This is a genomic window from Cellvibrio japonicus Ueda107, assembly GCF_000019225.1.
Taxonomy (GTDB): Bacteria; Pseudomonadota; Gammaproteobacteria; order Pseudomonadales; family Cellvibrionaceae; genus Cellvibrio; species Cellvibrio japonicus.
The window spans coordinates 3,928,491-3,947,567 of record NC_010995.1 but is presented as its reverse complement, the minus strand read 5'-3'; the positions used below and the strand labels follow the sequence as shown (position 1 = coordinate 3,947,567).

The 19,077-nt window shown below is 52.2% G+C and carries 13 protein-coding genes; 8 read left to right on the top strand and 5 right to left on the bottom strand.

What is annotated here, in order from left to right; all coding sequences use genetic code 11:
* Together CJA_RS15885 and CJA_RS15880 are read left to right on the top strand one after the other, a co-directional pair.
* Nucleotides 1-2,229: a TonB-dependent receptor gene (locus CJA_RS15885; RefSeq protein ID WP_012488874.1), complete on the top strand. Its 2,229-nt coding sequence runs from the start codon at nt 1-3 to the stop codon at nt 2,227-2,229.
* 126 nt (nt 2,230-2,355) lie between these two features.
* Complete coding sequence (locus CJA_RS15880) at nt 2,356-2,940, top strand: DP-EP family protein (protein ID WP_083766888.1); 585 nt, start codon at nt 2,356-2,358, stop codon at nt 2,938-2,940.
* Nucleotides 2,941-2,975: 35 nt separating this feature from the next.
* Here the strand turns inward: CJA_RS15880 and CJA_RS15875 are convergent, their stop codons facing one another.
* Both CJA_RS15875 and CJA_RS15870 read right to left on the bottom strand, forming a co-directional pair.
* Complete coding sequence (locus CJA_RS15875; protein ID WP_012488871.1) at nt 2,976-5,654, bottom strand: serine/threonine-protein kinase; 2,679 nt, start codon at nt 5,652-5,654, stop codon at nt 2,976-2,978.
* Complete coding sequence (locus tag CJA_RS15870) at nt 5,651-6,646, bottom strand: FHA domain-containing protein (protein WP_148208904.1); 996 nt, start codon at nt 6,644-6,646, stop codon at nt 5,651-5,653. The genes CJA_RS15875 and CJA_RS15870 overlap by 4 nt, the downstream gene beginning before the upstream one ends.
* A 193-nt stretch (nt 6,647-6,839) precedes the next feature.
* Here CJA_RS15870 and CJA_RS18820 point away from each other — a divergent pair, with 193 nt between their 5' ends.
* The 6 genes from CJA_RS18820 to xerC all read left to right on the top strand — a co-directional run bounded on the left by CJA_RS18820 (nt 6,840) and on the right by xerC (nt 12,108).
* Nucleotides 6,840-8,060 carry an AAA-type ATPase lid domain-containing protein gene (locus tag CJA_RS18820; protein WP_012488869.1) on the top strand — a complete coding sequence of 407 codons (1,221 nt, stop codon included), beginning with the start codon at nt 6,840-6,842 and terminating at the stop codon, nt 8,058-8,060.
* A gap of 108 nt (nt 8,061-8,168) precedes the next feature.
* Nucleotides 8,169-8,297 (top strand): LPS translocon maturation chaperone LptM, encoded by a 129-nt coding sequence (lptM, locus tag CJA_RS19200; RefSeq protein ID WP_083766887.1) that lies wholly within the window; start codon nt 8,169-8,171, stop codon nt 8,295-8,297.
* A gap of 44 nt (nt 8,298-8,341) precedes the next feature.
* A complete protein-coding gene (gene lysA / locus CJA_RS15855; RefSeq protein ID WP_012488867.1) occupies nt 8,342-9,589 on the top strand; it encodes a diaminopimelate decarboxylase in 1,248 nt (415 codons plus the stop codon).
* Between the two features lie 19 nt (nt 9,590-9,608).
* Nucleotides 9,609-10,439, top strand: a complete 831-nt coding sequence (gene dapF / locus CJA_RS15850; RefSeq protein WP_012488866.1) for a diaminopimelate epimerase — start codon at nt 9,609-9,611, stop codon at nt 10,437-10,439.
* A gap of 10 nt (nt 10,440-10,449) precedes the next feature.
* The gene (locus CJA_RS15845) at nt 10,450-11,145 is read left to right on the top strand and encodes a DUF484 family protein (RefSeq protein ID WP_012488865.1); all 696 of its coding nucleotides are present in this window, start codon (nt 10,450-10,452) and stop codon (nt 11,143-11,145) included.
* Between the two features lie 21 nt (nt 11,146-11,166).
* The gene (gene xerC, locus CJA_RS15840; protein WP_012488864.1) at nt 11,167-12,108 is read left to right on the top strand and encodes a tyrosine recombinase XerC; all 942 of its coding nucleotides are present in this window, start codon (nt 11,167-11,169) and stop codon (nt 12,106-12,108) included.
* 123 nt (nt 12,109-12,231) lie between these two features.
* Here xerC and CJA_RS19195 read toward each other — a convergent pair whose 3' ends face one another.
* From CJA_RS19195 to CJA_RS15820, 3 genes are all read right to left on the bottom strand, one after another.
* Nucleotides 12,232-13,980 carry a cellulose binding domain-containing protein gene (locus CJA_RS19195; protein ID WP_012488863.1) on the bottom strand — a complete coding sequence of 583 codons (1,749 nt, stop codon included), beginning with the start codon at nt 13,978-13,980 and terminating at the stop codon, nt 12,232-12,234.
* Nucleotides 13,981-14,068: 88 nt separating this feature from the next.
* Nucleotides 14,069-17,140 carry a glycoside hydrolase family 98 domain-containing protein gene (locus CJA_RS15825; protein WP_158304080.1) on the bottom strand — a complete coding sequence of 1,024 codons (3,072 nt, stop codon included), beginning with the start codon at nt 17,138-17,140 and terminating at the stop codon, nt 14,069-14,071.
* A 491-nt stretch (nt 17,141-17,631) separates the two neighbouring features.
* Nucleotides 17,632-18,693: a helix-turn-helix domain-containing protein gene (locus CJA_RS15820; protein ID WP_158304079.1), complete on the bottom strand. Its 1,062-nt coding sequence runs from the start codon at nt 18,691-18,693 to the stop codon at nt 17,632-17,634.
* Nucleotides 18,694-19,077: the final 384 nt, after the last annotated feature.

Sequence of the window (19,077 nt, the reverse complement as noted above, 5' to 3'; positions counted from 1 at the left end):
ATGAACACCATACCATCACACCGCCACCCCTTTTCTCATTCACTGCGCCCCCTGGCCCTGCTGGTTCCGCTGTTGGCTATAGCCACATCTGCTGTGGCCAATGAGGTGGAAGAAGTGGTTGTTACCGCCACCAAGCGCGACCAGCGACTACAGGACGTTGCTGGTTCCGTCACCGTGATTACCCGCCTGGATGCAATCAATAACCTGTCGGATATTGCTGCGCAGGTTCCCGGATTCACGGTATTGGATGCAGGTTCTCGCAATCCCTCATCGCTTACCATTCGCGGCCTGCGTTTTGATGAGGTTGGCGATAATGATTTTGGGGGTGATGGCGGCAGTGTGGCCACCTATGTCGATAATATTCCGCTGCAGGGCTTTTTTGTCCCGCCGCAATTTACGCTCAAGGATTTACAGCAGGTAGAAGTGTTGCGTGGACCTCAGGGAACCTTGTACGGCAATGCCTCCACCGGCGGTTTAGTGCGCTATGTCACCGCCAAGCCTGACCTGAGCCAATCCTATGTACGCCTGGGTGCCGGTATCTCCCAAACGGCAGAAAGTGATGACCTGAACTACGATACGGACCTGGTTGTGAACAGCCCGCTCACCGACACTGTTGGCCTGCGGTTATTGTTGAGCCAAACAGAGAACCAGGGTTTTATCGATAACCCCTATGCCTTGACCGGGCCGACAAAAGACATCAATGACGATAAAACCGAAGCTGTGCGCTTGAGTGCCCTGTGGCAGGCCACGGATGCGTTTTCCCTGGCGGGTAGTTATCACTACCAGAAAGTGAATGTGGATGATCGCCAGGCAGCCAATGAGGCGTTTACCGGCGATGAATACCAGGCTTCCCATCGCTTCCCCCAATTTATGGAGGGAAAATGGCATTTGTACGGTATTGATGCCGAGTATCAATTTGACACGGCCACATTAACCGCCAGTGTGAATCGATACGATTATGAAACTGTCACGGCCTCTGACCAGACAGATCTTTTCCTATCCTATTACGACGCCGGTAGTGGTTATTTCTCCAGTTATGATGATTTTATTGGCGTAGGTGCCGGTAATGTCGAGGTGAAAAAAGACAGTGCGGAAATCCGTTTGGCATCGGATAACGATCAACCCCTGCGCTGGTTGATCGGCGGTTTCTACAGCCAGGATGACCTGGATGTGCTGATAGCGGATTTCCTGCCGGGCTTTGCTGACTTTTGGGAGGAAAATCGCCCGCTGGATCTGGACTACATTGCGACCCAGTCAGAAACACTGAAAGAATTTTCAACCTTCGGCGAACTGTCCTATGACCTCACCGCGCAATGGGAGGTGACGCTGGGGGCGCGCCATTTCCGCTATGACGATAAGCTGGACTCCTGTTACGCCTTGTTTCCACTGGAGGAGGGCGAGACTGAAATTCCGCTCGACTGCAGCGCCAGCGATGATGTGCAAACCGGTACCCTGGGTAAATTCAGTACGCGCTACCGGTTTACCGAGCAGCACCAGGCCTATTTCCTGGTTAGTGAAGGTTATCGTCGCGGTGGGGCCAACCTGGTTCCGGCAGGTGCAGAGGATTATGCCGCTTACGATCCTGACACCGCCCTCAATTATGAGTTGGGTACCAAAACCGCGTGGTTTAACCAGCGCCTGCTGGTAAATGCCGCAGTGTTCTATATGGATTGGAAGGATATCCAGGTACAAAGCTATATCGAGGATTTCCGAGCCACAGTTAATGCCGGTGATGCACGCAGCCAGGGTGTGGAGTTGGAAACTAAGGCAATCCTCAGCGATCGCTGGAGCGTCAATCTCGGCTATTCCTTTACCGAGGCAGAGCTGACAGAAACTGTGGAGTCCATTACCGGTAGCTATGAAAATGCCTATTCCGGTGATCGCTTGCCGGGCTCGCCGAAGCAGCAGTGGAATCTCGGCGTGAGCTACGCGCAACCCATTGGCGAAGCAGCGCTGGATGCCTCGCTGCAACTGAGCCATATCGGTGATGTGTATACGGCGCTGAATGACGAATTCTACAATTACAGTCGCCTGGATGCTTACACCACGGCCAATGCCCGTATCAATGTAAGTCTGCGTAATTGGCACTTTGGTGCATTCGTGACTAATATCGCTAACGAGCGAGGCGTTACTGGTATCCGTACCGATGAGTTTTACGGTGAAAGAGGGCAGTTTGAATATGTCACTCGCCCGCGCACTGTTGGTGTTTCTGCGCGTTACCAGTTTTAAGCCCCCATCGACTACTGCAGGCTCCCGGGATGAAACCTGCTGCCCTGTACCCGTGGTTTGGTCATCACACGGGTGTAGTGCTTATAACCAGGAACATTACCCACATTAGTAACAGGAATAGTCACTATGGCAGCAGACAAAAAGAAGGCTGGCGAAAAAAAAGCAAGTACCAAAAAGGCTCCCAAAACCTCCAAGCTTGTTTTGAAAAAGTCCAAGAAGAAATTGGGTGATCCCAGTGATAGTTTGATTATTGATGTGCCCCAGGGCGGTCAGGTTATTCGCTACTTTAATTTGAAGCCTGCTCTGGCAACCCCTATTGGTCCCGGTGATTGGATATTTGCTGAGCGTGGTACCACTACGGATATTTCCTCCCTGACGGTGACTTTTCCGGATAACCAATCAGCTCTGGAGCGTGAGCTGGAACGTGCAGTGCTGGTGATTTCCATTGAACAGGATGAGCAAGCTGGAGGTACTTGGCGTTTTGCGCTTGGTGGGGTAGCTACAGATCAGCAGGATGAGGATCCCAATAACGATATCGTGTTGGACATCATTGATAATGGCTTTGGCATGCTCGTTTATATCCATGCATTGCAGGATTCCTACGAGTCTGTGCCCTTTGGTTTTGTAGCCTCATTCACTGATGCTACTACGGGTGTGGTGTCGATTTACGAGTCGCAAGATCCGAGCGTGATTATCACTCGTCCGCGTTAACAGTTCGCTCATTAGTAGCGATCCTTTACGGATCATCAAATGGGGCACCGTTGAGGTGCCCCGTTGTTTTTCATCAGACTAATAAATTTGGGTTGGTCGCATAGCGAGTCAAACCAGGGAATATCAAACCACTTGGCGTTGAGCTTTTTATCCAATGCCTCTTCAATATTGGTTAGTGCGGAGATTTCTTCATTGGCAAGGGTATAGACAATTGTGGCTGTATAGAGGGTGTCTATATTTTGTTGATCAAGTTTCTGCAATTGTTTTAATAATCGTATAGCATCCGAAAATTCACCCAAATGGGCATGAGCGAGTACCTTGCTACGCAATTCATTAGCGTCCAGTGTATCGGCATTAACCCGTGTAGTGATAGCCAGGTATTTTTCGGTAGCTTGCTGCTTTTCTCCTCGCAGGTTTTCCGCGTCAGCCCAGTTCAACAAAATTACGATATTATTGGGAGCCAGTTGGTGCGCTTGTGCCAGGTACAAAGCAGCGGCGTCCAGATTGCCGGCCAGTAGGTGGGCAATTCCCAGGTTGCTAATGTCGGTGGGATTTTTGCGCTTATCCGTAATCTTGCCAAACGAGACAATGGCACTTTGCGTATCACCCTCTGAAAGGGCAATAGCTCCGCGGATCTGGTTAGCTTTGTAAGACAATGGGGAGAGTGAAAGGGCTTTGGTCAGGTTGGTTTTGGCGCTGTCGAGTTTACCTGAGTACCAGTAGGCAATCGCCAGGTTTTGGTAATTGATGGCAGTCGGTTTGAGCTTCACAAGAATGCGATAAGTTTCAATTGCTTTCTGATAATCATTTTTGGCCTGGTATAGGTTGGCTTTGAGGAATAGTTGTAGCGCGTCATCGGTCTGTCGAGCATAAATGGATGCAATCGTGTTGTCTGCATCGTTAAAACGCTGCTCGGCTAGCTGCAAGTAATACTGATTGATTAGGGCCGGTATTTGTGTGGGATTCTGTGTATTGTCATTGAGGAAGCGTGTCAGCTTTTCTATGTAGATGGCCTCGGTATTTTCGTAATGTAAATCCAGGGCAATGTCCCGATAGAGAGTACTTATCTCCTCCAGGGATTTACGGTTACCAACCTGTTCCAGTTTTTCCAGCAAGTTATCAGATGCCCCCTGAAGCACATATTCTTGAGATACTTCCAGAAACCCCCGGTAGTCTTGGTTCTGCGTCTGGGTGTAGCTGGAGATGTCGCCTGCTGAATAGAACCATCCTATGTTTTTTTGAACAGCATTGGCAATCCACAAATAGTCTTCGGTCAGTACGTCGAAACTTTTTGTGTCCTCCACTTTGAGGCGTGTTTGCTCACTTCCAGATTCCGGGCTTAAGCGCGAAAGGTTGATGGAACAAGCATCAATCTGACAACGGATATCGGCGGTAATCAGCTCGTCGGCTGCTGTTGCTTTTTGTACTGCCAGGAGGTCGCCATTTACGTCGGCAACTTCAATGCGCGGGATCAGATAATACCCATCTAACTGAATCACACTCTGCTGGATCGCATCATACACCGCGCCTTTTACCAGCTCTTGCTGCGATTCCTGCATACCGTCTGCGCTTAATGTCGGTGGAATAACCGCGACATATTGGGGTGGTTTTGGCTGCAATTGCCAGGCGGTGATGGCCCCGACCAATACCAGTGCCAACCCCAGCATGGAGAGGCTGGCTGCATTGGCTTTGCAGTAGGTTTTCAGGCGTGAGCCAAGGCCGGGTTTGAGCGCTGCCTGGTTGATGTAGACCGTATCAAATGTCGGATGTTCCTGGGTATTGCGCAAAGGACTGCGGGTATAGCCGGTTCCCGAGGTTGGTACTGCGAGAGCCGGTGCTGTGAGAGCCAGGGTATCGTCCAGGGTAAGCGGTTGTTCCTGGTGTTGTTTATTTAATTGTTCAAATTGCGCCGCAACCCAGTGGGTGTTATCCGGGCGGTTGTCAGGGTTTTTGCTGAGCAATTGTCCGAGCAGGTTGATGATATCCGGTGCAAGGTCCGGGTTGTGTTTGGTGGGTGGAACCGGTGGATGGGAAATAATCCGCTGCATAACCTGCAGTTTATTGCTGGTGTCGCCAAAGGGATGGGCGCCGCACAGCAATTGGTAAGCCAGGATACCCAGCGAAAACAGGTCGCTTTTGAAACTAATCGATTCTCCCATCGCCTGTTCGGGCGACATGGAGCAATAGCTGCCGGCAACGTGATCGGTCAGGGTGGCGTTGTAGTCCTGTGATTTGGCAATGCCCAGGTCGGAGATTTTGGCATCGCCACGCTTATTGATCAGGATATTTTCCGGCTTGAGGTCGCGGTGAATAATCCCCGCGTCGTGGGCGATGGCTAAGCCCTGGGCGATTTGGGTCAGCCATTGCAGGCGCTGGCTAAAGGGCACCAGTTGCTCGCGCAATTGCTTTTGCAGGTTTTGCCCGTCGACATACTCCATCACCAGTGCCAGCTGGTCGGGTGATTCCACAAAGTCGTAGATTTGCACGATGTGTGGATGGTTGAGCTTGGCGAGCAGCATCGCCTCGCGCTTGAAACGCTCGCGGTAATGCTCTTCGAACAGGTCGGTGCGCAGGCATTTGATGGCAACTTGCCGGCCCAGCCGGGTATCGCGCGCCAGGTACACCAACCCCATACCACCACGACCAAGGGTGGCGCCTATTTCATAGTGGCCTATATGGCTGGGTTGGGCATTGCTGGCGCTATAGCTGTTCATGCATTGGTGGGGGTTGTATGGCTGACAGGCGGAGATTCTAGCGTGAGTTTCTCACCTTTGTAGATTTTAAAGCGGTCACAGCCAAAACGAATCTTGCCGCCGCGCCGTTCGAGCAGCCCCTGTTGCAGCGGAACCTGGGGCAGGCTGTCGGCCATTTGCTTGCGTGCGCGGAAAATCTGGATGTTCATGTGGGTGCCATCCAGGCCTAGTTCCGAGGCCAGGGTATCGGCATAGACCCAGCCGCGGGTTTTGCTGTCCAGTCCGCGTTCGGCGTCCTCCACGCGGTGGCGAGCGAGTTGCAGCAGCAGATAGTGGTGGGTGCGCACGCCCAAATCGATCACCTGTGAACCCAGGTGCAGGGCCAGTTCGGTCGTCTCTTCATCCAGGCTCAGGGTAAAGACAAAATCATAATCGCCCAGCTGGCGTGTGGTATGCAGGCGCGCTTCCGTAGGCCCATAGATCTGGGCGCTGATAAATTGCCACTGGCTGTTGTTGAATTCGAGCAAATCGCCATTGGCAAGCGGAATACGCGGGTCATCGCGGTCGATCTGTTCCCGGTACCACTGCTGGTCTATTTCGTCGAAGTAAACCGCTAATTCAGGGTGGTGGGTGTCTGGCAGCAGGTGGTAGCGCACCAGCGGCATTGGCTGTGCCTGGTCTTCGGACTGGTCTAATGGCCAGAGCATATCCATGGGTGGGTTGAGGTCGCGTACTTCAAATCCGGGATCGCTTTGCTCGGCGATATGGATGATGTCGCCCTGGTTTAAGGGATGGGTTTCCCCCTGGTTAATCGCAACACCATTGACCCAGGTACCGTTTAATCCCAGGTGTTTGATTTGCCAGTGGCTACCGTTCCATTCAATGGCGGCATGCAGTTTGGATACATAGGGTCTGTCAATGCAGGTATCCACACTGGCAGCGAGACGCCCAAAAGTGTGGTGAGCGGCAAGGGGGAAAAGCCGGTTGCTTGCTAGATCCAGTAAATAAGCCATGAAGTATCCGTAATCAGCAGATGTTCTTGTTAATTGTGCAGCGCAGCGGATCCTTCTCGTGCCTTGCCATAAGTTCATTTTGCCTGCCGTGTAATTCACTGTAATGGGCAAGGGCGCGGGCGGCTTATAGATTGCCATAGGTTGCGTCGGGATTCACCCGTTGGATGGTTTGGATTAAGCGGTGGTTATATCCATGGGCTCTGCGTTTTACTCTTCTGCTGGTCATAAACCGGTAGCCAAGGCTGTTCACACCTTGAACCAGGCTGGCGCACGTTGGGTTCCGGTCAATAAAAGTTTTATTGCACTGACCAAAATTGTGCTGCGCTCCGGGGCGGAGCGTTTGGGCCTGGCGACCCTCGCGGTCACCCTGCGCTGTGTCACCCACCAGGGATATCGCCATCTGGTGTTGGTGAATGATGACCAGTATATCCAGATTGCAGCGGCCGGGCGGGTTGAGGAGTTCATCATCTCATCACAGGATCTGATGTGTGTGCCCGATAACAGCCTGGATGTGTGTCGTGCAATGACGCTACCTGTGGATTACCAGCAACAGCGTTTGGGCTATTTGCTCGCGCAACCACGGACAGACTACTCACATGTCGGTGATGCTGCGCTGGATGCGCGGCTGAGCCAAGGTTTACAGGCGGTAGCGGATGAAATAGTGCGCACTATCAAGCGCTATCAAACCCGCTATCGCGCCATCTACGTTTATGGCGACCAGGCTTACTGGATTGGTAACAGTAGGGTGCTGCGCCAACTGGATCAGCGTATCGAAAAGCTGGCGCATCTCAATGTTCCGGTTGTTATCCGCGGTGATAAGGGCACGGGGAAAGTGATCGCGGCGCGCAGCCTCCACTGCCAGCGCTTTAGCGATATAGTGCCTTTCATTGAGTCCGATTGCCGCGAATGGCAGGACGCCGCAGTGCTGAGTATTCTCCAGTCGCTCTATACCTATGCCAAAGGCGGTACTTTGTTTCTGCGCAACCTGGATGCGCTCAGTGAGCAGGGGTTTGCGGTGGTGCGCGATTATGTGGCGCGCCGCCGCCGCTATTCCGGCGATCCCCAGGGCGATGTGCGCCTGTTATTCAGCCTCAGCCGCCGCGAAGCGGTGGGTGCGCCGGGTATGGTAGCCTGGCTTGCCGATAATGCAGCTGACTTGCTGTTGCCGGGTTTGCAGGAGCGGCGCGATGATGTGCGCGATCTCGTGCGCTTCTTTATTCATGAACTTGGGCATGGTATTGAATTTGATTTCACTGCCGATGCCTGGCAGTTGCTGGAAATGCTCTACTGGGAAGAAAACGTAGAGCAACTCAAGCGCCTGGTCCAAACGCTCACCCTGGTCAGCCAGGAACCCATGATTGGCATCGACCTGCTCGAAAACTACCTGCCGCCGCAGGATTTTTACCTGCGATGATCGCCTGGTGGCTGTAGCGCGCATAGTGTCGGGTTTATTGTGACCCGGCAGGTGCGCGGTTATACTGCCCCGCTTTCCACCTTCAGAATTTGTTCCCGGGAGCCGGCCATGAAGCCCCTGATCCTGTTGTTGTCCCTGTGTGCGCTCCTGCTGGCCTGCGGTCAAAAAGGTCCGCTGTATCTGCCCCAATCGGATAAACCGGCACCGGAACAAGTATCCCCTGACGATGAAGATTAACCGCCGCACTGCGGCTTTTGTGCAGGATTCCCATGAGTAACCCCATGCAGTATTTCACCGAGCGTAACGGTGAACTCTACGCCGAAGATTTACCGCTGCGCGATGTGGCTGAACGCTTTGGCACGCCCTGTTATGTCTACAGCCGTGCGGCGTTTACACAACAGTATTTGTCCTACGCGCAAGCCCTGGGCAGTCACCCCGGCATGATTTGCTATGCCATCAAAGCCAACTCCAACCTGGCAATCCTCAATATGCTGGCAAAGTTGGGGGCGGGTTTTGACATAGTGTCTGGCGGTGAATTGGAGCGCGTACTGTACGCGGGTGGCAATCCATCGCGCATCGTTTTTTCCGGTGTGGGTAAAAGTGTGCAGGAAATGGCGCGGGCGCTGGACGTAGGGATTTTCTGCTTTAACGTGGAATCCGAAGCCGAGCTGGAATTATTGGCCCAGGTCGCCGCCGACAAAGGCAAGGTGGCCAATGTTTCCCTGCGTGTCAATCCCGATGTGGACGCCAATACCCATCCCTATATTTCCACCGGCCTCAAGGAAAATAAATTCGGTATTGCTATTGAGCGCGCCCCTGCCGTCTATGCGCGCGCTGCCCAATTGCCCAGCCTGGCGATCAAGGGGTTGGATTGCCATATCGGCTCCCAGTTGACCCAGCTGACCCCTTTCCTGGATGCGCTGGAGCGCCTGCTGCTGCTGATTGATGAGCTGGCGGCCAAGGGGATTCATATCTCCCACCTGGATTTAGGGGGGGGATTGGGGGTGACCTATCGCGACGAGACTCCGCCACCGGTAGCGGAATACATGGCGGCGATCAAAGCCAAACTGGGCGATCGCCCGCTGGCACTGATGTTTGAGCCGGGGCGCTCTATCTCGGCCAATGCCGGTGTTCTGCTCACCCAGGTGATGTTCCTCAAACCGACCGAGCACAAGAATTTTGCAGTGATTGATGCGGCCATGAATGACAACATCCGCCCTTCACTCTATCAGGCCTGGCAGGATATCCGCCCACTCCAGCAGCGCGGCCAGGCTCCGAAAACCTGGGATTTGGTGGGCCCGATTTGTGAAACAGGTGACTTCCTGGGCAAGGGCCGCGAGTTGGCCATTGAGCCGGGGGACTTGCTGGCGGTGATGTCGGCAGGCGCCTATGGTTTCAGTATGAGTTCCAATTACAACACCCGTGGTCGTGCTGCCGAAGTGGTAGTCGATGGCGACCAAATGCATCTGGTGCGCGCACGCGAAACCTTCGAGGATTTGATTCGCGGCGAAGCCCTGTTGCCCGAATAAGGGTGGAGGCAAAAGAGTCATGCGCATACGTTTTAGCAAAATGCACGGTTTGGGGAATGATTTCGTCGTCATCGACGGCATTAGCCAAACCGTGCGCCTGACGCCGGAGAAAATCCGCAAGCTCGCTGACCGCCACTTCGGTGTCGGTTGCGACCAGGTATTGCTGGTGGAAATTCCCGAGCAGCCGAATGTGGATTTTCGCTACCGGATTTTTAATTGCGATGGCAGCGAAGTCGAAAACTGCGGTAACGGCGCGCGCTGTTTCGCCGTGTTCGTGCGCGAGCGCCGGCTCACCGGCAAGCGTGTGATCCGGGTGGAAACCGCCGGCGGTATTATCGAACTGCGGGTGCAGGATGACGAGCAGGTCAGTGTCGATATGGGCGTGCCGCGCCTGCTGCCGGAAAAGATTCCCTTTGTGGCTGATCAGCAAGCTGTTACCTATCCGCTCGATGTGGCGGGGCAAGTGTGCAGTATTTCCGCTGTTTCCATGGGCAACCCCCATGCGGTGATGCTGGTGGATGATGTGAAAAGCGCACCGGTCGGGCAATTGGGGCCGCTGGTGGAAAACCACCCGCGTTTTCCCGCGCGCGTCAACGCCGGTTTTTTGCAGGTGGTATCGCGCGATGAAATCAACCTGCGGGTTTACGAGCGCGGCGCAGGCGAAACCCTGGCCTGTGGTACTGGCGCCTGTGCGGCAGTCGTAACAGGCCGTTTGCGCGGCCTGCTCAACGACACGGTTAAAGTAAACCTGCCCGGTGGCAGTTTGCGGATCAGCTGGCCAGGTGAAGGGCACTCGGTGATCATGACCGGCCCGGCAGTGACCGTATTCCATGGACAAATAAAACTATAAGACCTGTGTTATGACCGATACCAAGCTCCCCACCCTGGCTGACCCCCTTGAACCGGAACAGGTTGCTGCCTACCTGCAAGCCCACCCGGACTTTTTTGCGCAGCATCCAGAGTTGCTGGCGGAGTTGAGCCTGCCCCACGAAAGCGGGGCGGCCGTTTCCCTGGTAGAGCGGCAGGTGGCGATCCTGCGCGAGCGCAACATGGACATGCGCCATCGCCTGAGCAAATTGCTCGACAATGCGCGCGAAAACGACAAGCTGTTTGATAAAACCAAGCGCCTGGTGCTGAGCCTGCTTGAAGGCCAGGATATGGGCGATGTGCTGGACGCGCTCTACTACAGTTTTGATAAGGATTTTGGCATTCACTTCACCAGTGTGCTGCTGTTTGGTAATCCCGACAAAATCCCCAGCAGCCAGGCGCGGATAGTGAGCATGGGCGAAGCGCGCGAGCATATTGCACCGCTGATTAAAAACAGTCGCGCCATGTGCGGCACCCTGGGCAGTGCCGAGCTGGCATTTATTTTTGGGGCGCACGCCGGTGAGATCGGATCGGTTGCCACCGTACCGCTGATGCACGGCAGTGCCTTTGGTTTGCTCGCCATCGGCAATCGCGATCCGCATTACTATCGCTCCAGCATGGGAACGCTGTTTCTGGGCTATATTGCGGAAGTGCTTAACCGTTTATTGCCACCGCATTTACCACGCTAATCGCTTTTGCCTGGAGGCCTTGTGAACGAGACTCCACTGCCTTTTGCTGAACCGCTCGCTGCCTTTTATACCTACATGCGCAGCGAGAAGCAGTTTTCGCCCCATACCCAAAGCAATTACGCCCGCGACCTGGAAAAATTCCAGCGCTATTGTCGCGATGCCGGTATTCAACAATTAACCGAGGTGGATGCACGCGCTGTGCGTATGGCCGTTGCCAGTTTGCATCGCCAGGGATTGGCGGGCAAAAGTTTGCAGCGCTGGTTGTCATCGCTGCGCGGGTTTTTCCAATACGCGATCAGGCATCACTGGATGAGCATCAACCCTGCTGATGGTATAGCAGCGCCCAAAACGCCGAAGAAACTTCCCAAAACACTCGACGTGGATCAAACCGCACAGTTTGTGGCAGTAGAGGGTGATGACTTTATTCACAAGCGCGACCGCGCCCTGCTGGAATTAATTTACTCGTCCGGGCTGCGCCTGGCCGAAGTGACCAGCCTTAACCTCGGTGATATCGACTGGGGTGATGCCATGGTGACTGTCACGGGTAAGGGCAGTAAAACACGCACCTTACCGGTTGGCTCGGTCGCCATCGCGGCATTAAAAGACTGGTTATCCCAGCGTGAGCAATACGCTCCTGCCAGTGAACCGGCGCTGTTCATCACCCAGCGCGGCAAACGTATCAGCCATCGCGCCGTGCAATTGCGCCTGCAGCAATTGAGTGTGCAGCAGGGTATGGATAATCCGGTGCATCCCCACATGCTGCGCCATTCCTTTGCGAGCCATATGCTGGAATCCAGTGGTGACCTGCGCCTGGTGCAAGAGCTGCTGGGGCACGCCAATATTTCCACCACGCAAATCTATACCCACCTCGATTTCCAACACCTGGCAAAAGTCTACGACAAGGCGCACCCACGTGCAGGGCGAAAAAAATCCAGTGACGGAGACTTGTCGCTCAACGAATGAGTCGCCCGTAAATATAAAAAAGCCCGGTCATAAACCGGGCAATGTCACTGGTGGGAATATATCGGTAACCGTTATTTCAATGAGGTTGTTACTTGCAGAACTCGCAAGATAAGCACAGCTGTATTAAAACTGTGTAAAAAACTTCCAGGCCTCATCCGCAAGCCAGGTATAGCCTTTCTGGCCCACACCATTATCCAGTGGTGACGCATCATGTCCCCCATCAAATGCACACCAACGCACCGGGTATTGCCTGTTAGGGCAAACGTAAGAAGTGCAAGTGTGCAACCGGCTACCCACAGAGGGTTCGGGTGGTGTCATTGCGGTACACGCGTTATTTCTGACAAAGCGATCGCGCATGCTCCGGCCACCGGAAATGCCCAGCACTGAATCTCCCAATCCATGTGCACCGAAGTAGGCAATTGGGCTGTTGCCTCCGCTACAACCGCTGATAACCCCTGCCGAATAGACTGCTACGGCTTTGAAAACATTTGCCCGGGCACAGGCAATAGCGTAGGACATGCCACCGCCGAAGCTAAATCCATTGGCAAAAACGCGGCTCTCGTCGATACACAATTCTGTTTTTAATTGCGCAAGAATATTATCGGTAAACGTGACATCTGCACCGCCACCATTGCCCCACCCGTTACCTATACCCTGTGGCGCCACAAAAATCGTGGAGTCACCTGCCAATTTTTTCATGCCGTAATGTGCCCATGCATCGCGTTGAACGGTTTGTCCGGTATGTACATCTTGCGCTGTGCCTCCCCGCCAGTGATAACCAATAACCAGACGATAAGGCTTGTTGTTATTGTAGTTACCGGGCGCGTCCAGAATGTAAGAACGTTGTGTTCCGCCACTTTGAATATTGACGGTACCATTTTGCAGTGTGCGCGGTTTACCGCAACCGGCACTGGGTACTGCTGCACCTGCACTGCTGTTCGATGACGATGACGATTGCACGGAACTGCTGCTGCTCACACTGCCGCAATTACCTGCCCTGACCGTACCACCCACAACACTTAACGAATCTATATTGGGTAAGCCTTCGGCTGTTGTTGCAGACAACTGCACAATATTATTGCCCTGTACCAAATCCACATCGATAGTTGCGGTTTGCCAGGTGGTCCAGGCGCCGGTCGTGGGCAAACTCACCGTATAGTTACCGTTGCTGCCGCCGTTAATCACCAGTGAGCCATTGCGATTGGCGGTTCCACCATTGGCATAGCGGATAGTCAGGGTGCGACGGCCACTGCTGGTAGCATCTATCGCCCAGACTACCGCTGCCCCCTGGGCATTGTTGGTGTTGGCAAAGCCACTGCCGGTAAAGCCGGTGTGGTTATTATCGATGGTGCCATCCACACGGCAGAAACCGGCTTGTGCTTCTTGCAACAGCAGTGCGGAGGCCACACTGGATGCAGAAGATGAACTGGTGGTGGGTGTTGAAGAGCTGGAAGCCACAGAGCTGGTGGTTGCACTGTTACAAGCGGCGCCGGTGACGGTTGGTCGCTCGGCGGTGCTGCCATTTTTTTCGCCCTGGAGGCCGAAGGAGATGGATTGTCCTGGCGCGATGCTGCCGTTCCAGCTCATGTTGGTGGCGTTGTAGGGGTTGGTGCCGGAGAAGTTGGCATTCCAGCCGCTGGTCATGCGATTGCTGGAGTATTGCCAATTCACGTTCCAGTTATTGATGGCGGCACCGGTATCGTTTTTGAGGGTGATATTGGCGGTAAAGCCGGTGGACCATTCGCTATCGATGGTGTAGGTACAAGCGGCGGACGCTGCTTGGGATAAGGCAATTAAAGCGAGGCCGGCACCCATCGAGCCGTACTTGAGTATTTTCATTAATGAGTTGAGTGGGTATTTTCCATTATTCATTGTTAGAACTCCGCTAGTTACACATAAAGTTATGTAGTGCTGTATTAATAAAAAATGCCCGGCTTGTGGGCCGGGCAAACCGAAGTATTTACCTCGTAATAACGATATTGTCGAAGTAAATAATGCTCGACCTTGCTGCTGTTGCACGGAACTCAATCGTATTGCTACCGGCATTCAGATTGATGGTTTGCTGGTTGATTGCCCAGTTACTGGTGGATGAGGTTTGTGTAAAGACGGGGGTTGCTACACGAGCGCCATTGACATACACATCAATTGAACTGATGTTGGCACCGGTCAGTGAATAGCGGGTGCGCAACTGGTAAGTACCTGCAGAAGAAACACTAACATGATCGCGGACACTGGCCGAGGCACTGGTACCAAAGTTCAGGTAACCCAAGCCCTGGTAGTTGCGAATCGCACCATTGATGCCATTTGTTACCTGGCCACCAATACTTCTGAAATCAAAGTGTTCGGCCTCATATTGGCGAGCACCGGTGTAAAGGGGTGGTGCTGCGGGTGGTTGCAGTGTGGCAGTCTTGTAGCTGGTCAGGCGGCCACTGGCAGAACCGGAGCAGTTCACTGTAATTTCAAGTGGGCCATTGTGATTCACATTCAGTGTGAGTACGCCATTTGTCCAATTACTGGTGACATTGCTGGCCTGGTGTTCGCCCCGATCCCTGAAGGTAAAGGTCGGCTGTGACGATGCCCCGGTAATCCGAATCACATTGGTTTTAAGCGCCGTATTGTCAATGTCGTAGTTGGTCAGGTAGAAGTCCAGTCTATTGGTATATTCCTTCACAACACCGGTTGTGAATTGTGAGTAAGTCACACTCATGGCATCACAGGTATTGTATTTGAAGGGAATGGTGCCGCTGGCAGTTCGATTGGTTTTATAGGGGTTGTAAGTCACCCAGGTATTTTCCTGGCGTCCAGCGTAAATGTCCCCCGTATATTCCTGTGGGAAAACGCTATTAAATTCGTTGACCTTGGCGGTGATATTTGGCCAGCGCGCGTTATAGCCCGATCTGTTTACTTGCACCTGGAAAGAGTTGGCGATGCTGTCATTCAGTTTCCATACCGTGGGAATGGCTGGATAGCGTCCGGTTTTTTTGTACCAGCTTTTTTGGTTCAAATAAGTACCATCGTCATCCAGCAGATAGAGTCCCGTGAAGAGTGTTTCGGGGGAGGCATAGCGCACGCGGTCATCACCGGTATTCATATCGTTGACGATAACAACCTTGGTGCGATCGATAACTTCTTTGCGATCCAGGATCCGTAATGAACCGTCGAGAATTTTGCGATAAATATCCAGTTGAATATTTTTAAACTGCGGGAAAAGCTCCCAGCGTCTGGTGGTGTAACCATCCGAGGTACTGCCATTGGATAAGCCCCTGATGGTATCCAGCCAAATCAACTCAGGTCCGTCGAAAACAGTTTGCCCGGTAAAGGTCAGGTGTTCTATCAGGTGTGGTGAACCAGCAGCTACGGGGTATTTATCGCTGCCATCCACATTTTGCCAGCCGGTTCTGTCAGTACGAATACCGTAGTGGCCCGCAAAACCGGACAGGTACATCCCTAAACTCACACTCTCTATGTCATGGAAACCATAGGGCATGGTGAATTTTTCCTGGATGATGAAATGGTTCGAATAAGACTTGAGTGCAGACTCAAAGGTTGAATTGCGTTTGGCCATGGCCATAGGGTTAATGCTGGCACCCCAGAATCCCCCGGTGAAACTAACGGCCAGGTAACCACCATATTTATTGGAGAGTTTTAACAAGTTTGCCCAATGTTCCCAGCGTTGCTGTGGGGAAGGTGAGCAGTCTTCATCAAAGCCCCAGAATTGCTCTGCGTAATTGATGCCAAGGAAATTGGGATAGTCGCGGAACAGTTCGCCATAAATTGTCGATTCAAGATCGGCATTAGGGCCGTAGTCGGGGAAATGGGTAAAGCCGCCGCTAGAGGGTTGCACCATCGCCCAGATGTTATTTTCTGCGGCGGTTTTTATCCAGGACCTTGCAGTCTCTATACCATTTTCTACCTGGAGCCACCGGCACTGATTGCCATTTGCACCTTCATGGTAAATAGACATGGAAATGACCATTACCACATAAGGTCGGATGTCGGCGGGAATCAGGTCGATAATTTTCTGGGGATCAGCAGAATTCCAGGTATCGATATGCACCATAAACATCGGCTGGCTCGGTGAGAGTGGGCGGCGCATAGTCACGCCTGTTGCCGAGCTGGATGAGCTGCTGTTGGAAGAGACACTACTGGAAGAGACCGAGGCACAGTTTGCTGCGCTGGCATTAGCCCCGGTCAGTGCCAGTGAGTCAATATTGGCGAGGCCTTCACCGGTGGTTGCCTGCAGGCGAATACGATGTACACCGGCAGTCAAGGTGATGTTTGCACCGGCAGTCGTCCAGGTGGCCCAGCCGCCGGAGGGATCAAAACTGGCTGTTCCCACCGCATTGCCGTTGAGAAGAATCGAGCCGGGTCTTGCGTTGGCACCGCCATTGGCGAAACGCCATTCCAGCCTATAGGTGCCGGCCGTGATTATATTGACGCTCCATTCAATAGACGCACCGGCGGTATTGGGTGTATTGGCAAAACCTGGCCCTGTGTAACCGCTATGGTCATTGTCGATGGTGCCGTCAGCGCGACAAAAGCCGGTGGCATTTTCCTGGATCAGGATAGTCGTTGCATTATTGGCTGCACTGGATGAGCTACTACTGGACGACAGGCTGGTGCTGCTGTTCGACGGGCTGCACAGACTACCGGTGAGCGCGGGAATTTCTGCCGCCCCTGTGCCCTGAATACCAAATTCAACGGTTTGTCCCGGCGCGATGCTGGCGTTCCAGCTGACGCCTGTTGCACTGTAGGGGTTTGAACCGGAGACATTGGCATTCCACGAACTACTGACACGGCTGCTGCCATTGTAGGTCCAGTTAACATTCCAGTTATTGACCGTTGTATTGGTGTCATTGGTGATGCGGATGCTGGCAACAAAACCGCTCCCCCATTCGCTGCTCACCTGATATTGGCAGGCCGCCATACTCTGTGGTGCAAAAGTTGCCAGGGCTATTGAAACGCCGGTAGCCGCTGTGGCCAATCGGAGGTTGCGCCGCAGGTTGCGCATCAGCGCTAATGCATTAGGCATAGAAAATATCCTCATGATGGTGTGTTGACCAATAATTCCCTGAAGATGGTTGACTTGTCCGGCTGGTAGTAGCCCGCCCGCTGGCCATTGTCTGTTTGTCGCAGATACATCGTGTCTTTGCATCAATCCGGAACCTGTTATCACTTTTGTACGTGGATCAGCGGCAGGGCGTGATGGAAATGTTGTGATTGATCGGGACAGGTGAAATCAGGCAATTGGTTCAGGAGAGAAGATGGGCCAATCGTGAGCAACTCTTCGGGGTAAATTTTTTATAGTTGCCTGGCAAGTATCGAAAAGATACTGCAAAGCAATCTCAGAGTAGGGGTGAAGTTATTCGTGATCTAAAAGAAAATGCTAAAAGATTTGATTCAGGCAGTTTGTGCAAGAATTTAATCTATTTTTATTATTTTATTTCTGGATGTGGCACTGAAAAATGAGACGAAGTTATCAGTCATTATGTGAGCAACATGCGGCGCTGCACCAGGCTTTTGTTATTCGGAGACTATGTCTTTATTCACTGTCAGTGATCGAAAAACCTTGGGAGTACAGCGGTATTCGCTTTTAAATAGCCGATTAAAATAAGACACATTGTTATAGCCTACCGAATAAGCAACTTCGGCGACATTGATATTAGCATTATTACTTAATAAACGCGCGGCTTCGGTCAGGCGCAGTTTGTTCAGATAGGTATTGAAGGTAAGGCCAACTTCGCTTTTTAAAATATCATTAATCTTGGAGCGATTAATACCCAACTGTTTGATCGCAAGATCCATGCCCAAATCAGGATTTGGATATTCGGTGACCATAAACTTTAATAAGGCGTTACGCTCTTTATCTTTGTGTGGTTCTATGGACAGTTGTTGGTAAGCGACAAATGGAGTGTCTTTGGCAATTCGCTCTTGCACATGTTTCATCAATGCCCCGGTATATTCTTTAATCACCCACCAGGCAAAAATGCCCCAGATAATACTTACACCAATGATGCCGATAAGAATAGGGGTCCAGTTTCTTCCTTCCAGTACCAGATTGCTGATAAGCACATGGGATGATGTACCCAGTGGGCTTTGTGTTGAATTACCAAATGTGATTGACGAGGTTTTTTTCAGGGAGTAATTGCGATTGGCCAGATTGGTATTGAGTGCGAGCCACCATTCGGGTGTTTCCAGTTGGCCAAGTTGTATTTCAATTGCATCTTGTTGCGGTGTGCAGGCAAAGTAGGTCGAGAGGATTCGCAAGCTGGATAGATCCGCTTCCCTGCTGATTGCCTCATCAAAACTGTAGATTGTGAATGATAAAATATTAGCAGGATTGCATGTGATATAAAACTTTGCTCGGGTATAGGCGGATAAGTCTACATATTGCTGTGAGTCCTGCTCCTGCTGGACAAAGCGTAATGCAAAAGAGGTAAAGGGATATTTGGTGTTGTCGGTGAGAAAAAAATCATATTCAATATTATATGATGAGTCTCGCGCCCTAAGTGTTGAGCTGCCGCCATGGTCAATGTCTGTACTGATCACAGCGCGCCAGGGGATGGCACTATCATTCTGTGGCAACAATGATACCTGGGCTTTACTCAAATAAAAAAGTTCAAAAACCACCCCAGCGCTGATGGACAATAGTATCAGTACTGCCAAGATCACTTTTCGATAAAATAAGAACATAGAAAGTTACAGCTTTTATAAAAGCCTTGTATTTTGCCCATGGGCAACAGCCTGATGATTGGTACGCCGATATTGTGTATGCCATAGTGCTTGTGATGTATTGGATATATTGAATCCAATCACCCGTCCAATAACCTATCGCCACTCCATTATTTTTATGCCAGGGAGGTATTCAGGAATTTAACGGTGATCTGCCTTTTGTGCAAGCACAGCTTGTTGTCTTTGTCAAAAATAGTGAGGTAGTTAGCCCGGTACGCTGTGATTAAAAAAACCGCG

Coding starts and splice junctions, on each gene's coding strand:
- CJA_RS15885 (WP_012488874.1), top strand. CDS start 1: ATGAACACCATACCATCACACCGCCACCCCTTTTCTCATTCACTGCGC.
- CJA_RS15880 (WP_083766888.1), top strand. CDS start 2,356: ATGGCAGCAGACAAAAAGAAGGCTGGCGAAAAAAAAGCAAGTACCAAA.
- CJA_RS15875 (WP_012488871.1), bottom strand. CDS start 5,654: ATGAACAGCTATAGCGCCAGCAATGCCCAACCCAGCCATATAGGCCAC.
- CJA_RS15870 (WP_148208904.1), bottom strand. CDS start 6,646: ATGGCTTATTTACTGGATCTAGCAAGCAACCGGCTTTTCCCCCTTGCC.
- CJA_RS18820 (WP_012488869.1), top strand. CDS start 6,840: ATGGGCTCTGCGTTTTACTCTTCTGCTGGTCATAAACCGGTAGCCAAG.
- lptM (WP_083766887.1), top strand. CDS start 8,169: ATGAAGCCCCTGATCCTGTTGTTGTCCCTGTGTGCGCTCCTGCTGGCC.
- lysA (WP_012488867.1), top strand. CDS start 8,342: ATGCAGTATTTCACCGAGCGTAACGGTGAACTCTACGCCGAAGATTTA.
- dapF (WP_012488866.1), top strand. CDS start 9,609: ATGCGCATACGTTTTAGCAAAATGCACGGTTTGGGGAATGATTTCGTC.
- CJA_RS15845 (WP_012488865.1), top strand. CDS start 10,450: ATGACCGATACCAAGCTCCCCACCCTGGCTGACCCCCTTGAACCGGAA.
- CJA_RS19195 (WP_012488863.1), bottom strand. CDS start 13,980: ATGAATAATGGAAAATACCCACTCAACTCATTAATGAAAATACTCAAG.
- CJA_RS15825 (WP_158304080.1), bottom strand. CDS start 17,140: ATGCCTAATGCATTAGCGCTGATGCGCAACCTGCGGCGCAACCTCCGA.